21 protein-coding genes are annotated in these 18,700 nt (G+C 53.5%); 11 read left to right on the top strand and 10 right to left on the bottom strand.

Features of this window, described 5'->3' with window-relative positions:
- Positions 1-20: 20 nt before the first annotated feature.
- The gene (locus A3OW_RS0117450) at positions 21-626 is read right to left on the bottom strand and encodes a DUF2238 domain-containing protein (RefSeq protein ID WP_020564737.1); all 606 of its coding nucleotides are present in this window, start codon (positions 624-626) and stop codon (positions 21-23) included.
- Positions 627-1,181: 555 nt separating this feature from the next.
- On the opposite strand from A3OW_RS0117450, the gene A3OW_RS27325 reads away from it, so the two are divergent.
- The 4 genes from A3OW_RS27325 (at position 1,182) to A3OW_RS0117430 (ending at position 3,807) form a co-directional block, all read left to right on the top strand.
- A complete protein-coding gene (locus A3OW_RS27325; RefSeq protein WP_083918242.1) occupies positions 1,182-1,397 on the top strand; it encodes a (2Fe-2S)-binding protein in 216 nt (71 codons plus the stop codon).
- Positions 1,398-1,416: 19 nt separating this feature from the next.
- A complete protein-coding gene (bfr, locus tag A3OW_RS0117445) occupies positions 1,417-1,881 on the top strand; it encodes a bacterioferritin (protein WP_020564736.1) in 465 nt (154 codons plus the stop codon).
- 241 nt (positions 1,882-2,122) lie between these two features.
- Positions 2,123-3,115 carry an oxygen-dependent tRNA uridine(34) hydroxylase TrhO gene (gene trhO, locus A3OW_RS0117435; protein ID WP_033412808.1) on the top strand — a complete coding sequence of 331 codons (993 nt, stop codon included), beginning with the start codon at positions 2,123-2,125 and terminating at the stop codon, positions 3,113-3,115.
- A gap of 32 nt (positions 3,116-3,147) precedes the next feature.
- Positions 3,148-3,807, top strand: a complete 660-nt coding sequence (locus A3OW_RS0117430; protein ID WP_020564733.1) for a peroxiredoxin family protein — start codon at positions 3,148-3,150, stop codon at positions 3,805-3,807.
- A 4-nt stretch (positions 3,808-3,811) separates the two neighbouring features.
- On the opposite strand, the gene cmoB is transcribed toward A3OW_RS0117430, so the two are convergent.
- Entirely contained in the window at positions 3,812-4,783 is a 972-nt protein-coding gene (gene cmoB / locus A3OW_RS0117425; RefSeq protein WP_020564732.1) for a tRNA 5-methoxyuridine(34)/uridine 5-oxyacetic acid(34) synthase CmoB, read from the bottom strand.
- Between the two features lie 111 nt (positions 4,784-4,894).
- A complete protein-coding gene (locus A3OW_RS0117420; protein ID WP_020564731.1) occupies positions 4,895-5,539 on the bottom strand; it encodes a response regulator in 645 nt (214 codons plus the stop codon).
- Positions 5,540-6,076: 537 nt separating this feature from the next.
- On the opposite strand from A3OW_RS0117420, the gene A3OW_RS0117410 reads away from it, so the two are divergent.
- Positions 6,077-6,469, top strand: coding sequence for a cupin domain-containing protein (locus A3OW_RS0117410; protein ID WP_020564729.1), 393 nt, complete (start codon positions 6,077-6,079; stop codon positions 6,467-6,469).
- Positions 6,470-6,620: 151 nt separating this feature from the next.
- On the opposite strand, the gene hslO is transcribed toward A3OW_RS0117410, so the two are convergent.
- Complete coding sequence (gene hslO, locus A3OW_RS0117400; RefSeq protein ID WP_020564727.1) at positions 6,621-7,490, bottom strand: Hsp33 family molecular chaperone HslO; 870 nt, start codon at positions 7,488-7,490, stop codon at positions 6,621-6,623.
- A 181-nt stretch (positions 7,491-7,671) separates the two neighbouring features.
- Between hslO and msrA the strand changes: the two genes are divergently transcribed.
- The 3 genes from msrA to A3OW_RS0117385 all read left to right on the top strand — a co-directional run bounded on the left by msrA (position 7,672) and on the right by A3OW_RS0117385 (position 10,464).
- On the top strand, positions 7,672-8,304 hold the full coding sequence (msrA, locus tag A3OW_RS0117395; protein WP_020564726.1) for a peptide-methionine (S)-S-oxide reductase MsrA: 633 nt from the start codon (positions 7,672-7,674) through the stop codon (positions 8,302-8,304).
- 248 nt (positions 8,305-8,552) lie between these two features.
- Positions 8,553-9,935 (top strand): ATP-binding protein, encoded by a 1,383-nt coding sequence (locus A3OW_RS0117390; protein ID WP_020564725.1) that lies wholly within the window; start codon positions 8,553-8,555, stop codon positions 9,933-9,935.
- A complete protein-coding gene (locus tag A3OW_RS0117385) occupies positions 9,919-10,464 on the top strand; it encodes a response regulator transcription factor (protein WP_020564724.1) in 546 nt (181 codons plus the stop codon). The genes A3OW_RS0117390 and A3OW_RS0117385 overlap by 17 nt, the downstream gene beginning before the upstream one ends.
- A gap of 69 nt (positions 10,465-10,533) precedes the next feature.
- On the opposite strand, the gene A3OW_RS28345 is transcribed toward A3OW_RS0117385, so the two are convergent.
- The 5 genes from A3OW_RS28345 to gcvH form a co-directional block, all read right to left on the bottom strand.
- Positions 10,534-10,698 carry a hypothetical protein gene (locus tag A3OW_RS28345; protein WP_020564723.1) on the bottom strand — a complete coding sequence of 55 codons (165 nt, stop codon included), beginning with the start codon at positions 10,696-10,698 and terminating at the stop codon, positions 10,534-10,536.
- A gap of 79 nt (positions 10,699-10,777) precedes the next feature.
- Entirely contained in the window at positions 10,778-11,578 is an 801-nt protein-coding gene (mazG, locus tag A3OW_RS0117375; protein WP_020564722.1) for a nucleoside triphosphate pyrophosphohydrolase, read from the bottom strand.
- 49 nt (positions 11,579-11,627) lie between these two features.
- A complete protein-coding gene (locus tag A3OW_RS0117370; RefSeq protein WP_026223696.1) occupies positions 11,628-12,563 on the bottom strand; it encodes a carbohydrate kinase family protein in 936 nt (311 codons plus the stop codon).
- An 11-nt stretch (positions 12,564-12,574) separates the two neighbouring features.
- Positions 12,575-12,934: a diacylglycerol kinase gene (locus A3OW_RS0117365; RefSeq protein ID WP_026223695.1), complete on the bottom strand. Its 360-nt coding sequence runs from the start codon at positions 12,932-12,934 to the stop codon at positions 12,575-12,577.
- A gap of 97 nt (positions 12,935-13,031) precedes the next feature.
- The gene (gcvH, locus tag A3OW_RS0117360; RefSeq protein WP_020564719.1) at positions 13,032-13,415 is read right to left on the bottom strand and encodes a glycine cleavage system protein GcvH; all 384 of its coding nucleotides are present in this window, start codon (positions 13,413-13,415) and stop codon (positions 13,032-13,034) included.
- A 295-nt stretch (positions 13,416-13,710) separates the two neighbouring features.
- On the opposite strand from gcvH, the gene A3OW_RS0117355 reads away from it, so the two are divergent.
- The 3 genes from A3OW_RS0117355 (at position 13,711) to A3OW_RS0117345 (ending at position 17,758) form a co-directional block, all read left to right on the top strand.
- Positions 13,711-14,730 carry an efflux RND transporter periplasmic adaptor subunit gene (locus tag A3OW_RS0117355; RefSeq protein WP_020564718.1) on the top strand — a complete coding sequence of 340 codons (1,020 nt, stop codon included), beginning with the start codon at positions 13,711-13,713 and terminating at the stop codon, positions 14,728-14,730.
- Between the two features lie 234 nt (positions 14,731-14,964).
- Positions 14,965-15,771, top strand: coding sequence for a calcium-binding protein (locus A3OW_RS25390; protein ID WP_020564717.1), 807 nt, complete (start codon positions 14,965-14,967; stop codon positions 15,769-15,771).
- Positions 15,772-16,138: 367 nt separating this feature from the next.
- On the top strand, positions 16,139-17,758 hold the full coding sequence (locus A3OW_RS0117345) for a protein adenylyltransferase SelO (protein WP_020564716.1): 1,620 nt from the start codon (positions 16,139-16,141) through the stop codon (positions 17,756-17,758).
- Positions 17,759-17,763: 5 nt separating this feature from the next.
- Here the strand turns inward: A3OW_RS0117345 and ylqF are convergent, their stop codons facing one another.
- The gene (gene ylqF, locus A3OW_RS0117340; protein WP_033411780.1) at positions 17,764-18,690 is read right to left on the bottom strand and encodes a ribosome biogenesis GTPase YlqF; all 927 of its coding nucleotides are present in this window, start codon (positions 18,688-18,690) and stop codon (positions 17,764-17,766) included.
- Between the last annotated feature and the right edge of the window lie 10 nt (positions 18,691-18,700).

The raw sequence follows: 18,700 nt of genomic DNA, 5'->3' as shown, positions 1-18,700 counted from the left end.
GCCGGCGCCGGATAAAAACGCTATGGCGTCTCCTGTTGCAAGGCCTGAAGCTGGCGGTCATGCCATCTGCTTAGAGTCAGCAGCGCCAAGACTGCTCCTGCCAAGGCCATGGCCATGTCGGTCTGGGTATCCCAGACGTATCCCTGGGTTCCCAAAAAGGCCTCGGCCGCTTCCTCGCTGAATAAGGCAACCAGCCATTCAATTAGTTCATAAAAAGCGCTGATTGCAAGACACACGCAGACGATCAAAAAATTCAGCCAGGAGTTACCGTTGACAGCCTTGTTCCGGACAAGAATCTCCCGGGCGACGATGGCAGGCACAAAGCCCTGGGCAAAATGGCCCAGTTTGTCGAAATTATTCCGATCCTGATGGAGCGTTTCCTTGATCCAGTCGAACAGAGGGACTTCGGCATAAGTGTAATGTCCGCCGATCATTAAAATGACGCTGTGGATCAGAATCAGGACATAGGCCAGCGAGGTCAACGGAAATCGCCGCCGGGTCGCAATGACCAGAATAACGGCGATCAGAGCGGGGGCGGTTTCGAGAAACCAGGTCGGATAATCTTTGGGCCCGATGCCCGACCAGATCAAGGTGGAAAAAAATAAAATCAGGCCTATCTTATACATGATACGGAATCCGTTAAAGCCCCAACCCAATACCGCTAAGTTAGGGAATTCTGTAGCCATGCGGTGGATGCGCTTCGCTTATCCACCCTACCGTGTTTTTTCTCTTAATTTAACCGACATGAAGGGGGCTTTCCACACCCCGAATCATGACAATCGTCTGTGGGAGGCTTTCGATTTTCACGGTAACGGCACAGGGAGACAGCCAGGCACCCCAATGAAGTAAAGTCGATAGTAAATACCTGTTCCTGTTTCAGGATAATCAAAGAGACAGGATGAGAAGGGGTTGTTTCAACTTAATTGTAGGTTAAGAGGTCTTACATTAGGTGAATGGCTCGAATAATGTAGCCCCCCGGCAGCGGTGCATCCGTTCGAAAGACGCCGTTTTATTTTAGCGACCGGCGAAGAGTTAATTTAAAGGCGCGGAAGAAATTCATTCCGGCTTTATAGAAGTGCTATTGTCTTTACGAAGCGCGCCAAAAAAACGGTTCGCTGCTCTTTATTTTTGTAATGAGAATTGTTATCATTTTAATGACTATTTTTCAGGAGACCGATTGAATGTATGTGTGCGTTTGCAAAGCGGTAACCGATCATCAGATCAGAAAAGCGATCGATAACGGCGTCAGAACCCGCCGGCAGCTTCATCATTGTCTGGGAGTCGGCGGAGAATGCGGAAAATGCAACAAACAGGTTAAGGAATTGCTTGACGGTGCGAGGCAACAGCAGTCTATAATGCAACAGTCATCCCTCCACCCGATCCTTACTGCTTGCTAGACATCTTTTTGAGGCCGCTATGAAAGGCGATAAGAAAGTCATTGAGTTTCTGAACAAGGTACTGACCAACGAACTGACCGCGATAAACCAGTATTTTTTACATGCGCGCATGTATAAGAATTGGGGCTTCCACAAACTCAACGACAGGGTCTATCACGAATCCATTGACGAGATGAAGCACGCCGATTCGTTGATAGAACGCATTCTCTTCCTCGAAGGACTGCCCAACCTGCAGAATCTCGACAAGTTGAGAATCGGCGAACATCCCAAAGAAATGCTCGAATGCGATTTAAAGCTGGTTCAGGCGGCGATAGTTCTGCTCAAAAAAGCGATAGCCCATTGCGAAACCGTGCAGGATTATTTTTCCAGAGAAATTTTCAACCACATTCTCAAAAGTGAAGAAGAACACGTCGACTGGCTGGAAACCCAACTGGAAATCATCGAGTCGATCGGCCTGCCTAATTATTTGCAATCCCAGTTGTAATTGTAAGGCTCTGCGGCTTGGACCGGCTTAATCGGTCCAGTGGCCGGCCCTGTTGCGACGAAAATCCGGAACCGGGCCTTGCAGGTCTTTTTTAATACGGCGCCGAACAAGGCGCAGCAATTCCCGCCGCAATGCAAATCCTGTCGACTGACTATTAGTTTAAGTAGCGGTCTACCGGCATCCGAGTATAATATCCTTAATTTTGTTCCGATTGTATTTCGGCCCCACTGAAGAACACGCCATGTCTCGGATTATCGTTTGTGCTCTGTACAAATTCGTCAGGCTGAATAATTTTCAGGCTTTGCGCCAGCCTTTGTTACAGGTCATGGAAGAAAACGGAATCCGGGGGACGCTGCTGTTGGCTCATGAAGGCATCAACGGCACCGTGGCCGGTTCCCGCTCCGGCATCGACGCTCTGCTGTCCTGGCTCAGAAGTGAGCCCAGCCTGGCCGATATCGACTGTAAAGAATCCTATACCGATGCAGTGCCTTTCAATCGAGCCAAAGTCAAGCTGAAAAAAGAGATCGTCACGATGGGCATCGAAGGAGTGGATCCTACTCGGGCCGTCGGCACCTACGTCAGTCCGGAAGACTGGAATGCGTTGATCGAGAACCCCGAAGTGCTGCTGATCGATACCCGCAACGACTATGAGTTTGAGGTAGGCACTTTCAAAAACGCCGTCAATCCGAAAACCGAAAGTTTTCGCGAATTTCCCCGCTATGTGAAAGAACATCTCGACCCTTCCCGGCATAAAAAAGTGGCGATGTTTTGCACCGGCGGAATTCGCTGTGAAAAATCCACGGCATTTCTTAAAGAGCAGGGTTTTGAGGAAGTGTATCATCTCAAAGGCGGCATTTTGAATTACCTGGAAAAGGTGCCTGAACAGAAAACGTTATGGCAGGGCGAGTGCTTCGTCTTTGACGAGCGGGTGACCGTGAATCATCGATTGCAGAAAGGCCGTTACGATCTGTGCAATGGCTGCCGCATGCCCATTACCGAAGCGGATAAAGCCCATGAAAAATACCGGCAGGGCGTAAGTTGCCCTCATTGTTACGACAGGACTAGCGAAGAGCAGAAACGCCGTTTTCTGGAGCGGGAAAAACAAACCCGCTTGGCCAGGGAGCGGGGCGAACCGCATAGGGGATCGGCTGCGGCGAAGGCGCTCGCCTTGAAACGGAAAGCCAAATTGCAGCGCCGGTCCTCTTCTCTAAAAAGAGAGCTCGAAAAAGCATAAACATCATTTTTTCCGGATAATTCATCAAGCAAATGAAAGCGCAACTTGGTAAAAAAGCTCCCTTATTGGCGGTGTCCGAATGGGTTCAAGGCGGACCGGTCAATTTCGATCAATTGACGGGCAAAGTCGTTCTGGTTGAGGTTTTTCAGGTCAACTGCCCCGGATGTTTTTTATATTCTCTGCCGTTGGCTATCGATCTGTACCGCAAATATGCAGAACGGGGCCTGGTGGTATTGGGCGTGGCCACGGCCTTTGAAGATTTCGACAAAAATACGCTGGACAATTTGCACCGATTGGCCGAGAAAGGCGAGGTTATCGGCGAAACATTAAACATGCTGAACCGGCACGGTAAATTAAAGGAAGGGCATCTGTCTTACCGGATTCCTTTTCCGTTGGCGATGGATAAATTAAAAAAACGCGAGCAAGCGGTGACCGAGGCGGAAATCATGGATTTCATCCGGGAACAGATTCCCAACTTCGAGCATCATCCCGCCGATTATCAGCGCCAGATTCGGGAGCAGGTGCAGCGTTATTTTCAATCCCTGGAGTATCGCGCCGAAACGTTCGAATCGTACAATTTGAAAGGCACCCCGTCGCATATTCTGGTGGATCAGCAGGGTGTGCTCGTCGAATGCACATTCGGCGCCGATCCGGACCTGGAAGCCCGGATAGTCAATTTGTTGCAGTACTGACGGATCAGCCGCAGTCGGCCAATACGATCGCCCGGGTCGGCGCCGGCAGCCCTTCCCGAGTCAGATCGGGATTTTCCGGATCGAGGAAAGACGCCAGCGAATGAAACGTCATCCATTCGGTCGTGCGTTGTTCCTGAGTGCTGGTTCGAGTGATGTCGACCACGCGGCTATTGACGAAGCCGCAGCGTTTCAGCCAACCGATCAAGGTGTCGCAACTGGGCAGGAACCAGACGTTGCGCATGTTGGCATAGCGGTCTTCCGGAACCAGCACCCGGCCCGGGCCGCCGTCGATAATCAAGGTTTCCAGCACCAGTTGGCCGCCCGGCTTCAGCAACTGCTTCAATTCGAGCAGGTGATCGATGGGCGAGCGCCGATGGTAAAGCACGCCCATCGAAAATACGGCGTCGAACGCTTTCAGGTTGTTCGGCAACTGTTCGATGCCCAGCGGCAACACGTACACGGGCGCTTCGCCGTGCAATCGTCTGATCATTTGAAACTGCATGACGTTCAGCAGCAAAGGATCGATGCCGATCACCGTTTTCGCTCCGGCGCCGAGCATGCGCCAGCAGTGATAGCCGTTACCGCAGCCGACGTCCAGAACCAGCTTGTGTTTCAGCGGGGCAATGTGATTTTTCAGGCGGTCCCACTTCCAATCGGAACGCCATTCGCAGTCGAGGTGAATGCCGAACAGGTTATAAGGTCCTTTGCGCCAGGGATGCAGCGCCATTAAACGGGTTTTGAGCCGTTCTTTTTCCGCTTCGGACAAATCCTCCGGCCGGCCTATCCGGACTGCATCGGTATCCAGGGCGTTTTGCGAGGCCGCCGAGGCGGGCACGCTGTCGATTTGATTTAGCCAATAGCTCAAGTTGCCGTGAGTAGACGGGTCGAAAGCTTTGGCCAACTGTTCGGGCAGCATCGCTGCCCAGGCCCCGGCTTTGGCTTCGAACAGGGCGTCGTACAGGGGTTGATAATTCATCGTTTCAGCGCGATGGTTTTCATCGCAGGGATCCGGCAAAAAATAAACAAAAAAGGCAGCTTCCCAAATGGAAAATGAATCTGTCGGAACGGATTATCGGGAAAAGTATGCTTAAATCAATGTATTGTCGATATGGCCGAATTTGACTGCCAGCCGGGTCAGTTCCACGTCGTTTTTGACGTGCAGCTTCTCGTAGAGACGGTAACGATAGGTATTCACCGTTTTATCGCTCAATACCAGAATTTTTGCCATTTCCTGAATGGTCTTTCCTTGCAGGATCAAGGTCACCACTTCGGCTTCCCGATGAGACAGCTTGGCAAACGGAGATTCCTGATTTCCGGGAAGCGACTGAAAAGCAAGATTTTCGGCGACGTCCGAGCACAGATAGCGTTTGCCTTCCATAACCCGGTGAATGCCCTGGATCATTTCGTCGACCGGCGAACTTTTGGAAATAAAACCCATTACGCCCAGTTTTAACAACTGCTGAGGAATGGGGCCGTCGTTTTTTACGGAAAGAGCAATAATCTTTATGTCGGGATTGTATCGCAATATTCTGCGGCTGGCTTCCACGCCTCCGATTCCCGGCATGTTAACATCCATCATGACGACGTCCGGAGACAGTTTGACTACCGCCTGCGTCGCTTCTTCCCCCGATTTGGCGACTCCGACGACTTTGATGTCTTCCGCCGAATTCAGCAAAGCCTCAATGCCGGTACGGACAAGCTCGTGATCATCTACAAGCAGCACACTAATCATCTTTCATCATTGCGGTCGGCTAAAGAAACGGCTTCAAAAACGGAATGTAAATGATCGCGATGAGAGCAAGGGTCATTCATATCGGTGCATCTAATTAAGCAGTAAGTAAACCAAGCTTGAAGATAGGTTATCTTAAAATGGGCAAAAGAAATAGAATAATTATACCTCTCTAGCATTATTTGTCTTCGTCTATTGATGGCAATTGTCAAAGCGGGCGGGAAATTTCTACGGGAGGAAAATTCATATTTTTTGGCAATTCAAGAACTTAATAATTCTAACGAAGGAATTATTTGGGCAAGTCATTTTCGGGGCGACTCTAGCCGAAGATTGGGTGTTTTCGAACGCTTGACGTCTGTTGACGGCAGGGTATTTTCCGATTTTCGCCGATCAGGACCGGTTTGAGGAGTTCCGGCAGCCCGCTGTCCAAGTAGATTCCTTTGGCGAGAAATCGGTTCGGCTGCCCCGGGAAGAGCAAGCCATCAAACCAGGCTGTGCTAACGCCATTTTTAAAGAATAACACTGGAACGAGGATTAACCATGAAAACAAGATCCATCTTCAAACTGGCAGGTTTAACGATCACGATCGGCTTGCTGTCCTTTAGCCTCTGCAATCAGGCTCTCGCAGGAGAGAAACCGTCCATGAAGCGAACCCTGCTGCTGGAAAACAAAGTGACAGTGTCCGGCAATTCGGTGAACGGAAAAGTAATACGCGTTTCCTTTCCGACCGGCTTCAAGACTCCCCGCCATACTCACGAAGGGCCGGGGCCTCGCTACGTGGTGAAAGGCACCCTGCAGGTGGTTGAGGGCGAGAAAACGGACATTTATTCCGAAGGCGACGTTTTCTGGGAGTCCGGGCAATCGATGACGGTAGAAAATGTAGGCGGAGAACCGGCCGAATTAATCATTTTTGAACTGGCTCCGGGGCATTAATACGCTTTCACATCACGTGCAGAGGCGGATTCAGTCGTCCGAATCGGGCGCCGAAGGTGAATGAATTCGCTCTGCCCAAGCAGCCGATTGGGTCTTTGAAGATGATAAAGTCCGGCGTCGGACTTTATCATTCGGACGTTCCGGCCTGGGATTAATGCCGCGTTGCCGATGCGGAGAGCGGATCTTCCGGTGGCACGATGATGTCGATATCGGTTCGGTCGAAACGATAAACCGCGTTGCAAAAATGGCAGCCGGCTTCGACTGTTCCTTTTTCCCGAAGAATTTCTTCGAGTTCGGCGCGGCTGAACGTCCGCAACGTAGCCTCCAGTTTTTCTCTTGAACAGGAGCAGCCGAATTCGACCGGTTCGGCATCGAACAGGCGGACTTTTTCTTGATGGAACAGGCGGTGCAATAAAGGCTCGCAGTCCAGCTCGAGCAGTTCCTTTTCGGTCAGCGTGTCGGCCAATAACTCCAGGCGCTCCCGGTCGGGCTTGCCGCTCGGCTGAGCCGGCAGCTCCTGCAACAACAGTCCGGCCGCGCCGGACTCATCGGCCACCAGCCATAACCGGGTGCTGAGCTGTTCGGATTGTTCGAAATAGGTGCGAAGGGCCGCGGCCAGGTTGTTGCCGCGAAGCGGCACAATACCTTGATAAGGTTCGCTGTTGTCCGGCTCGATGGTAATGACCAGACGCCCCTGGCCGAACATGTCTTCCAGGGAGCCGCTCCGGACCGGTTCGATGCTTCTCACCCATCCTCTGATTTTCCGGCCATGAGTGGACTGCGCCACCAGCGTCCGGAAATGGCCATTTCCCTGCGCCTGCAGGATGATCGAGCCGTTGAACTTGATCGTGGCCGACAGCAGGACTACAGCCGCGAGCGCCTGCCCTAATTGCTGTTCCACAACCGGTGCGGCGGTTTGATGGCGTTTGGCTTGCTGCCAACTGTCGACCAATTTGACCCATTCGCCCCGAATCCCGTATTCTTCAAAGAGAAATCGGCGTAAACAATCGTGTTCTTTCATAACTATTTCCGTAAAAATCTTGTCTGATTAATGATTTCGGGAGCTGTCTTCTTGCCCGGACGCGGTAGAATGATTCGCCGGCAGAAACAAGACGGCAAGCAGGCGCCGGTCAAAGTTGTGCTTTATTATATTCCAGATTCATAGTACTCTTAACCGGATACGGTTCTTGAGGCGATGACTCATGATTTTTTCATCGAAAAAAACGGTTCTTCCCGATCCTTCCGAAGCGCTGCCCGGCAGCGACATCCCCATGCGGGTCACCAACCGGCATTTTGTCAACGGACATCCGATCGTTCCTCCTTTTCCTGACGAAATGGAACAGGCGGTGTTCGGCATGGGCTGCTTTTGGGGAGCGGAACGGAAATTCTGGCAGCTTCCCGACGTCTACAGCACCGCCGTGGGCTACAGCGGCGGCTTTACCTGCAATCCCACGTACGAGCAGGTCTGTACCGGCCTGACCGGACACAGTGAAGTGGTTCTCGTCGTTTATAATCCGGAACTCACACCCTACAGGGAATTGCTCCGGTTGTTCTGGGAATCACACAATCCGACGCAGGGCATGAGGCAGGGCAACGATGTCGGCACTCAGTACCGCTCGGTTATTTATACCCGGACTCCTCAGCAATTCGACGAGGCTGTCGTGTCCAGGCAACAATATCAACTGAAACTGAGCCAGTCGGGTTTTGGAACGGTAACGACGGAAATCATGCCATTGAGAGAGTTTTTCTATGCCGAAGATTACCATCAGCAGTATCTCGCCAAAAATCCGGGAGGGTACTGCGGCCTGGGCGGGCTGGGAGTTTGCTATGAATGAAGCCCGTTTTTCTCGGGGCAAAAAAAAGGCGGTTTGGAAAACCACCTCGAGTCTATTAGGAAGAATATAACGCAACTTTCAGCTATGATGCTCATGAAGAGCCTTAAAAGTTAGTGTAATAATAGCAACAGAAAGAGCAATTAAAAATGTGACATATTGTCGCAGTCCAATCGGTGTCAATAATAATTAGAACGAACATGGCCGCCAATCCCCTACTTATTCCCGAACCTCCGACAGTTCCCCTGAATATGCTTAGAAACGTTTCGCCCAGCTCGGAAATTTCCGCAAGGCAGAACCTGAAATGGCTCTTTATTCTCCGAAATCTGCTCATATTGAGCGAAGCCATCCTGATCATCGTCTCGATCTACGGCCTCAATATCCGCTTGCCCGAACAACAGCTCTGGCTGGTGGTCGTGGCGATCATCTCGGTGAACATTTATACCTCCATGCGCCTGCAGACCGAAGACCCGGTTTCCGAGCTGGAAATATTTTCGCAACTCACCATGGACGTTCTGGGCATCGCGGCTTTCATGTATCTGACCGGGGGGGCTTCCAACCCGATCATCTGGGTGTTTTTGTTGCCGCTGATCGTCACCGCGATCATGCTGCCCCAGTTTTATGTCTGGTATATGGTGGTGTTGACGACATCGATGTATACCTTGCTGATCGCCTACAATATTCCGCTGCCTTCCATCGAGCCTCATTTGCCCGATCCGGAATTGCTGCACCCGGACATGGCGCATTATAAATTGCTGCTGGACAGCCATGCGATGAGGGACAGCGATTATTTCAACCTGCACATGTTCGGGATGTGGTGCGGATTCGTGTTCAGCGCCGGTCTGGTGGCTTTTTTTGTGGTGGAACTGGCCAAAACCTTGCGGGTGCAGGAGCGCAATCTGGCGGTGGCCCGCGAAAACGCCTTGCGCGACGAGCGGGTAGTCGCCCTGGGCACTCTGGCGGCCAGTGCCGCCCATGACATGGGTACGCCGTTGGGTACGATCGCCATTGTCGCGCACGAGCTGGAGCAGGAATTTCCAATCCACCGTTTTCCCGATTTGCACGACAAACTGCATATCATCCAGCAACAACTGCACCGGTGCAAACAGGCGCTTTCGGTGATGTCGGCTTCGGCTGGCGAAATGCGGGCCGAATCGGGACGCATCATGCGGGTAAGCGAATATCTGGATGAGGTACTCAATCAATGGCGCACGCACAAGCCTGCGGTGAAACTTAATTTGTTCATCAATCCCGATGTAGCGGAAGAGGCGGAAATTATTGCGGAAAGAACCTTGACCCATGCACTCATCAATATTCTCAACAATGCGGCGGACGCCTCGCCCCCCAATGGCCAAGGCATCGAGTTTCATGCGGTGTGGGATTTAAACGAATTGTCCCTTAAAATCCGCGATTTCGGCCCCGGTTTCCCTCCCGAATTGGTCGAATATGCCGGCAAGCAGCCGGTGATCAGCAAGAAATACGGCCTGGGCGTCGGGTTGTTCCTGACTTATTCCACGATCAATCGCATGGGCGGCAATATCACCATTTATAATTCCGACTCCGGAGGCGCCTGCGTCGAAATCAACCTGCCTTTGTTGACTGCCGAGGATGATGAAGATGAATCAGGAGATTGATAAACCCAGACTGCTGCTGGTCGACGACGACGAAACCTATTGCAAGGTGTTGAAAACGGCTTTGGAAAAGAGAAATTACGAGGTCCTGGTGGCCAATGACGTCAAAAGCGGCATTGCCCTGGCCGAACAGTATCTGCCCGAATACGCGGTGATCGACTTGCGCATCGGCCATGAATCCGGACTGGAGCTGGTAAAAAAACTGATTTCCCTCGATGCCAATACCGCCTGCGTCATGCTCACCGGCTTCGCCAGCATCGCCACGGCGGTCGAAGCCATCAAGCTCGGCGCCGTCCATTATTTGACCAAGCCGGCCAATGCGGATGAAATTCTGAATGCCCTGCACAAAAACGAAGGCGACTCGACCGTTTCAATTAGCGAGAATCCGCTTTCGGTAAAGCGTCTGGAATGGGAGCATCTGCAGAAAATATTGATGCAGTACGATGGTAACATCTCTGCCGCCGCCAGAGCCTTGAACATGCACCGACGCACCTTGCAGCGCAAGCTCGACAAGCGCCCGGTCAGAGAATGATCCCGAGTTCCGTCCCGGCATCGGGGCGTGAGCGAAACGGTCCGCCGGCTGTTTTTGCGGCCGGCAAGGCTATTTGAAGATTTCTTTCTTGATCGCTTGGTATTTTCGCTTAAAGCCTTCCTTATTCAGCAAATAAGCGATGAACAAGAATAAAACGGGCCAGATCATCAAGACCATTAATTTCAGTATCGTGCCGATGCCCATGATGGCTCCCCTCTGTGTCACGTCATCCATTGGATGGAACGGACTCATTTCGAGTTCAATTCGGCTCGGGACTCGTTTTGCGTTCGCGGACCTGCCCGAAGGCTTGCCGTTACGTTTTCTTTAGCGCCCGCTTCGCTTCGTTCCAGTAGCGGTCCAGTTCGTCCAGTTCGCAGTCGGCCAGGGTACGCCCCGAAGCTTCGACCTGCCGTTCAATGTATTGAAAACGGCGGGAGAACTTTTTCGTGCTTTCCTTCAGAGCCAGTTCGGCATTGACTTGCAAATGGCGGGCGAGATTGACGACCACCAGCAATAAATCCCCGACTTCTTCCTGGACATGCGCCCGGTCGCCGGATTTCCAGGCTTCCCTGACTTCTTCCAGCTCCTCCATGACCTTGTCGAAAACCGGCAAGGTGTCCGGCCAATCGAAACCGTGATGCGCCGCCCGGTCCTGTATCTTTTCGCATTCCAGCAGGGCCGGAAGGCTGGCGGCGACGCCGGAAAGCACGCTGGCGGGCGCGGCGGATCGATGTTTTTCTTTGCGCTCTTCCGCTTTGGCCCGTTCCCAGGCTTGATGGCGTTCTTCGTCGCTTGCGAAGACCGTGTCGGAAAAGACGTGAGGATGCCTGCGGATCAGCTTGTCGCAAATGCTTGCGGCAACCTGTTCGAAATCAAAGAGGCCTTTTTCGTCCGCCAATTGCGAATGGAAGACCACCTGCAGCAGAAGATCGCCCAATTCGGAACGCAAGTCGTCCAGATCGTTGCGTTCGATCGCATCGACCACTTCGTAGGCTTCTTCGATGACGTACGGGATCAGCGTGGTGAAATCCTGTTTTAAGTCCCATGCGCATCCTTGTTCGGGATGGCGCAGGCGGGCCATGATTTCGAGCAAGTGTTCGGTGTTTTTTAACATGTAACCGGTCGAATGCGATAAAAGGAAGATGGAACTGCGTCCGGTGTTCTCAAAACGAGGAGCCGAAGTTGGCGCGGTATCGCTCCTTGAAGGTCTCCAGATCGAACGCGTGATTTTGCGTACCGCTGTGCTCTATTTTAATGGCGCCCATCAGCGATGCGATGCGGCCGGTAATGTCCCAGTCCAGTTCGTTCATCAGGCCGTACAATACTCCGGCCCGGTAAGCGTCGCCACAGCCGGTCGGGTCGAGCAGAGCCTTCGGCTTGGCCGTAGGAATGTCGATGCATTGCCCGTGCGTATACACTTTGGAGCCTTGCGCGCCGAGCGTTACGATCAAGGCTTCGACGCGCTCGGCGATCTGTTTCAAGGTCAGGCCGGTTTTTTGCTGAAGCAGCTCGGATTCGTAATCGTTGATCGTCACCCAGGTCGCCTGATCCAGGAACTGGATCAGTTCTTCCCCGGTGAACATGGGAATCCCCTGGCCCGGATCAAAAATAAAAGGAATGTCCAGCTCGCTGAATTGTTTCGCATGCAGCAGCATGCCTTCCTTGCCGTCCGGGGAGACAATCCCGATGCCTATGTCCTCCCGTCCGACCGGAACCGAATTCAGGTGCGACGAATTCATCGCGCCCGGATGGAAGGCCGTAATCTGGTTATCGTCTTCGTCGGTGGTGATGTACGCTTGTCCGGTATAATTGTTGTCCAGGATGCGGATGAATTCCCGGGACAGGCCGTTCTGGCAAAGCCACTGCATGTAGGGCTCGAAATCGTGGCCGACCGTCGCCATGATCAAAGGGTCTTCGCCCAGCAATTTCAGATTGTACGCGATGTTCCCGGCGCAGCCGCCGAATTCGCGCCGCATCACCGGCACCAGAAAGGATACGTTCAAAATATGCACCTTGTCCGGCAGGATATGATTTTTAAAACGGTCGTGAAATACCATGATGGTATCGTACGCCATGGAGCCACAAATCAAAGCACTCATTGAATTCCCCTTTACAATAAAATTAACAACCACGATACGCCGGCCCAAACGAGCGACAGCATCACGGCCGCGGAACCGATATCTTTCGCCCGGCCGGATAATTCATGACGTTCCAGCCCGACTCGGTCGACGACGGCTTCGATGGCGGAATTCAATAATTCCACCAACAATACCAAAACCACGCTTCCGATCAACAGTAGTTTTTCAATCACGGTCTCGCCCAGCCAGATGGCCAGCGGGGTGGTGACGACAAACAGGAGGACTTCCTGCCGGAATGCTTCTTCATGAGTCCAGGTTGCTTTAAATCCCGCCGCCGAAAACAGGCAGGCGTTAAACAATCGTTTCACACCGGTTGCATTTTGGTTAGCCATATTGTTTGCGATAAATGGATCGTTAGTAAATTACTGAAACCGAATAAATTTAGGGAAAGAGCGTTGCCGAGGCCGGCGGAGTCCTTCGATCGAACTCTCATTCTTCAATCAGGGACCGGTATTGGTCCGCATCCATCAGGCGGTCGAGTCCGGACAGGTCGTCCGCTTTGATGCAGAACAGCCAGGACTGATAAGGATCCGAATTGACCATTTCGGGCTCGTCCGTTAATTCGCCGTTAATCTCGACGATTTCACCGCTGACCGGGCTGAATATGTCCGACGCCGTTTTCACCGACTCGACGACGGCGCACTGCTCTTGCGCCTTGACTTTGCGGCCGGGTTCGGGCAGCTCGACGAAAACCAGATCGCCCAATTGTTGCTGAGCGAAGTCGGTGATGCCCACGCGCACTTTATTGTCGTTTTCCAGTTGCGCCCATTCGTGCGAGGCCGCGTATTTCAAGTTTTTCGGCAAATTACTCATGTTCTTCTCCAATTAAGTGGAAATCAAAGCCCAAAGGCCAATTTTTTCTGGTAAACAAGCCATTTTGAAAGTGCTAGGTTGCGCCCGGTGCAAATACCGTTCTTTCCGACTTTATCAGCACGGTATTTATTGATTTTGCAAATACAAAGTGCCCGTTAACAGCGCGTGCCTTCGGCATGGAAAATTTCGTCGTTAAACGCAATCGTTGAGGTGTGCTTGTTCCCGCCTGATTAGGATATACCTGGCTGAAGGTATTATACTTTATGCCATGTCATAAGGGTGTTTCATCTTCAGTATGTTCGTTATTTTCCAAACTCTTTTTTTTATCGCCCGCCTCCTGATTTTATTTTTTACCGGTCATGCCGCCATTCTTGCCGAAATTTATCCGGAGCCGCCGGAACCGGCTACAACCGACCGTTATCCCGTCATCGAACTGAGCCGGGAAGCACAGCGCATGGCCGGTCTGCAAACGATGGAAGCGCGGCCGGTCAGGCATCGGCCGGAGTTTATGGCCTATGGCAAAGCGGTCAATCTGCAGCCGTTACTGGCGTTAAGACATCAATACCTGCAGGCGTTAACCGACGGCAGCAGCGCGCAGGCAAAACTGATTCAGTCCCGGGAAGGGATGAAACGGGTGCAGGATTTGTTGACGCACGGCGTGGCGCCGAAACGGAGATTGCAAGAGCAGCAATCCCAATGGCGGGTCGATCAGTCGCAAGTCGATGCCAGCCACTATCGGTTGCAGGCCATTGTCAATGAAGCCCGTCTGAACTGGGGCGAACCGCTGACCGGCTGGGCGATGACCGCCGATTCCGGCCATCTGGACGCTTTTTTGTCGGGTCAAGACATTCTGCTGCAAATCACTCTGCCTTCCGGGCGAAGGCTGGCTGACGGGATTCGGACAATTTTTGTCGATGCCGCCGGCAATCGGGGCAAGGCTCGGGAAGCCGGCTTCGTTTCACAGGCTCCCCAGACCGATGCGCCGATACAAGGAATCAGTTATTTTTTCCGGACCCAAGCCAGGGAGATCCTCCCCGGAATGAGCGTCAGCGCCTGGATACCGGAGGACCGGACCGCCTTGGAAGGAGTGGCCGTGCCAACCTCGGCCGTTCTCTGGTCGATGGACCAGCAATTCGTTTATGTTAAAAACGGAGAAAAGCGGTTCAGCCGGCGCTTGCTGGAAACTCCCGCGCCGATGGGCGACGGTTATTTCATCAGTGGGACGATTCTCCCGGGAGAACAAGTCGTTACTGTCGGCGGTCAATTGCTGTTATCGGAAGAGTTGCGGGGAAAAATTGCCGAGGATGACGATTGATTCCGGCCAGGTTCGTCCGCTAAAAGGTATTTCTCCGCTTATCAATATCAGCCGGATGGACGATTGTCCGGCTTGGGCCGAGATAAAACTTTAATTCAGCACCGACTTTTGGTATTTTTATTAAAAACTCGATTAACCAAGAAGTTCCGATATATTTTTAAACCATAAGGTCATAAATTCGGAGCATTGCAATAAGGATTGCTCCTTTTCATACTTTAAATTCAGGAATCTGTAATGAAGAATAAAATAACGATCGCCGCCGCGTGTTTCTGCCTGGGGAGCTTGGCATTGGCCGAGGTAGCCCTGGCGAAAAAATCGTCGCAGTGTCCCGATGGGATCGCGGATGTCGTATTGACCAAAAAACATCCGGATTTTTCGCTCGACTCCGACGAGGTGAACACCTCGTACACGGTCTGCGACGGCTCGGGCGACTGCCAGACGGTGCCTTTCGTCAACGACGGCGTGAACAGTCTGATCATTCAGGGCAGCAGCGGCAAGAATGTCATCTACGGCACCCGCGGCCCCGATACGATCTGCGCCGGGAACGGCAACGACGTGGTCGATGCCGGAGAAGGCGACGACGTCGTCTACGGCAACAACGGCAAGGACGTGTTGTACGGCGGTTACGGCAACGACGAGATCTTCGGCGGCAACGGCAAGGACGTCGTCTACGGCTTTGACGATGATGCCACCGACGACCCCGATCTGCCGGACGATGCCGACGACGACGTTCTGCAAGGCGAGAACGGCAACGACGTAATGACCGGAGGTCCCGGCCATGACACGCTGGCGGGCGGCAACGGCAAGGACGATCTGCACGGCGACGACGGCAACGACTCTCTGAGCGGAGGCAACGGCAAGGACACCCTCAACGGCGACGACGGCGACGACACCCTGAGCGGCGGCAACGGCAAGGATAACCTCAACGGCGGCAACGGCAACGACGACATTGAGGGCGGCAAGGGCAAAGATGACTGCCTGGACAACGGCAATACCGATGGTACCGACGATTGTGCTGCCTCGGAACTCGAAGACAAATGATACCTTGCGGCCGCAAAAGTTCGTTCAAGGCTTCGGTCGTTCCTCGCGCTAGAACATTTTCGGTTCCGGCGTACGGAACCCGGGTGAATAAATCCGTTCCTGCACGCGTATGAAAACGTTCTGATACCGGAAGCCCGGTTTTTACCGGGCGGTTTGGCTGAAGCCGAAACGGCAAATCAATCAAACGGCTCGCCGCGCGTTCGGATCGATCCTCTTCATCCACGGGCCGTCTTTAAGCTCCGGGAATGGCTTTCGATATAAATGACGCCTCTTCAGGCGCCCAGTCCTGTGTTTCCGCCGGCGCTTGACAGGTTCCTGCCCTGCCCGCAGAATCGGCCTTATCCTTATGTTAACCGGCGTCCTCGTTATGAATTCCCGCGCACCCATAAATCGTCTTGATGATCTCGTTTTCGACAACCGCTTTGTTCGGGAGCTTCCGGCGGATCCGGAAACCGCCAATTATCGTCGTCAGGTCGGCGGCGCCTGTTATTCTCTGGTCTCGCCTGCCCCCGTTTCCCGGCCCCAACGGGTGGCTTATTCACGGGAAGTGGCCGATCTGCTCGACTTGTCCGCCGAATTGTGCGAATCGGATGAGTTTGTCCAGGTCTTTGCCGGCAACCGGTTGACCGCCGGCATGGCGCCTTATGCGATCTGCTACGGCGGGCACCAGTTCGGTTACTGGGCCGGGCAATTGGGCGACGGCCGCGCGATCAATCTGGGCGAAGTCGTTAACCGGCGCGGCGAACGGTGGGCATTGCAGCTCAAAGGCGCAGGGCCGACACCCTATTCCCGCAATGCCGACGGGCTGGCGGTGCTGCGCTCGTCGATACGGGAATTTTTGTGCAGCGAAGCCATGTTTCATCTCGGCGTGCCGACGACCCGGGCCTTGAGCGTCATTGCCACCGGCGACGAGGTGATTCGCGACATGTTTTACAACGGCAATCCGAAAGCCGAGCCCGGGGCGATCGTCTGCCGGGTGGCGCCGTCGTTTACCCGCTTCGGCAATTTCCAGATTTTTGCCGCGCGCAACGATCTGGCTTTGCTGAAGCAGTTTACCGACTATACGATCCACACCGATTTTCCCCATTTGGGAGAGCCGTCCCCCAAGGTGTACGTCGAATGGTTCACCGAAGTCTGCCGCAGAACGGCGGAAATGATCGTGCACTGGCAACGGGTAGGCTTCGTGCACGGCGTCATGAACACCGACAACATGTCGATTCTGGGCCTGACCATCGATTACGGCCCTTACGGCTGGCTGGAGAATTACGATCCCGACTGGACGCCGAACACGACGGATGCGGCCGAACGGCGATACCGGTTCGGACACCAGCCGCACATCGCGTTCTGGAATCTGGGACAGCTCGCCAATGCCGTTTATCCTTTAATCGAAGAGGTGGAACCCTTGCAGCAGGCGATGAATCAATACGCGGAAACCTTCGAACGAGGCTGGCAAGCCATGATGGCGGGCAAGCTGGGTCTCGTGTCCTACCGTCCGGATGTGGACGAGGAGTTGATCGACGAACTGCTGGCGCTGTTGCAGGCGGCCGAAACGGACATGACTCTTTTCTTCAGAAGACTCGCCCGGATGGAGACCACTGACGACTTCCTGAATGCGCTGACGGCACAGTCCGGCGCGGGCTTTTTCGGCGAGGCGTATTACGTGCCGGAACAGTTGACTCCCGACTACCGGAGACGCCTGTCGCTCTGGCTTGAGCGCTACGTCCGGCGCCTGCAACAGGACGGCGTCGCGGACGAAACGAGGCGCAGCCGAATGAATGCTGTTAATCCCAAGTATGTGCTGCGCAACTATCTGGCCCAGCTCGCCATCGACAAAGCAGAACAAGGCGATTTTGACATGGTGAACGAGTTGCTGGAGTTGCTGCGGCGCCCTTACGACGAACAGCCCGGCCGGGAATTGTTTGCGGCCAGGCGTCCGGATTGGGCCCGAACCCGGGCCGGATGTTCAATGCTGTCGTGCAGTTCCTGAACGAGTCAGGAGCTCCTGCCGTTCTTCCATTGTTGTTTTCTGGCTTTTTTTTGAGCTTCCTTCCGCTCTCGAAGAAGCGACAGCTCGACGAGTTCCTGCGCCATGACCGAAGGCGTTTCCAGGCTGATCGGTCCCAGCGCACCCGTTCGCACTTCCGACAATAAAATTTTGGCGGCTTTGTCCATATCGACGAGTCCGCCGGCGCGAAGACACCCGCGTTTTCTGCCGATTGCCTCGAGGAGACCCTGGTCATTTTCGGGAAGCGGTTCGATCTGAAAACGGGCTCTCAAATAATCGGGGTAATGATGTAACAAAAAGCCGGCCGCGAACAAGGCGATCAGTTCGTGCTCAATGGCGGTATCCTTGACTGCGCCGGTGACGGCCAGGCGATAACCGCTGTTTCTGTTTTCGATGTTGGGCCAAAGCATGCCGGGCGTGTCGAATAAAATGATGCGGTCGCCGATATCGATCCGCTGCTGGCGCTGGGTAATGGCCGGCTCGTTGCCGGTTTTGGCGATGATCCGGCCCGCCAGCTTGTTGATCAGCGTCGATTTGCCCACGTTCGGTATGCCCATGATCAACGCATGGATGGATTTGCGGGCGTCGCTTTTGGCAGGCAGCATTTGCCGGCATAAATCCCGAATCTGACTGAATTTTTCCGGTTGACGGATGGTTAACGCCAACGCTTTGACGTCCTGGTCCCGCTCGAAATGGGACTGCCATTGCCGGGTGATGCCGGGGTCGGCCAGATCGCTTTTATTGAGCACCTTGATGCAGGGCTTGACGCCGCGGAAGCCGGCCAGCAAAGGATTGCTGCTGCTGAACGGAATGCGCGCATCCAGAACTTCGATGATCAGATCGATTTCCGGGAGGAGCGATTGAATCTCTTTGCCGGCCTTGTGCATATGGCCGGGATACCACTGGATAGACATGATGTTATGT

Source organism: Methylosarcina fibrata AML-C10 (assembly GCF_000372865.1).
Lineage (GTDB): Bacteria > Pseudomonadota > Gammaproteobacteria > Methylococcales > Methylomonadaceae > Methylosarcina > Methylosarcina fibrata.
Note: the sequence above shows the minus strand (reverse complement) of the source record. Positions and strands in the feature narration are given on the sequence as shown.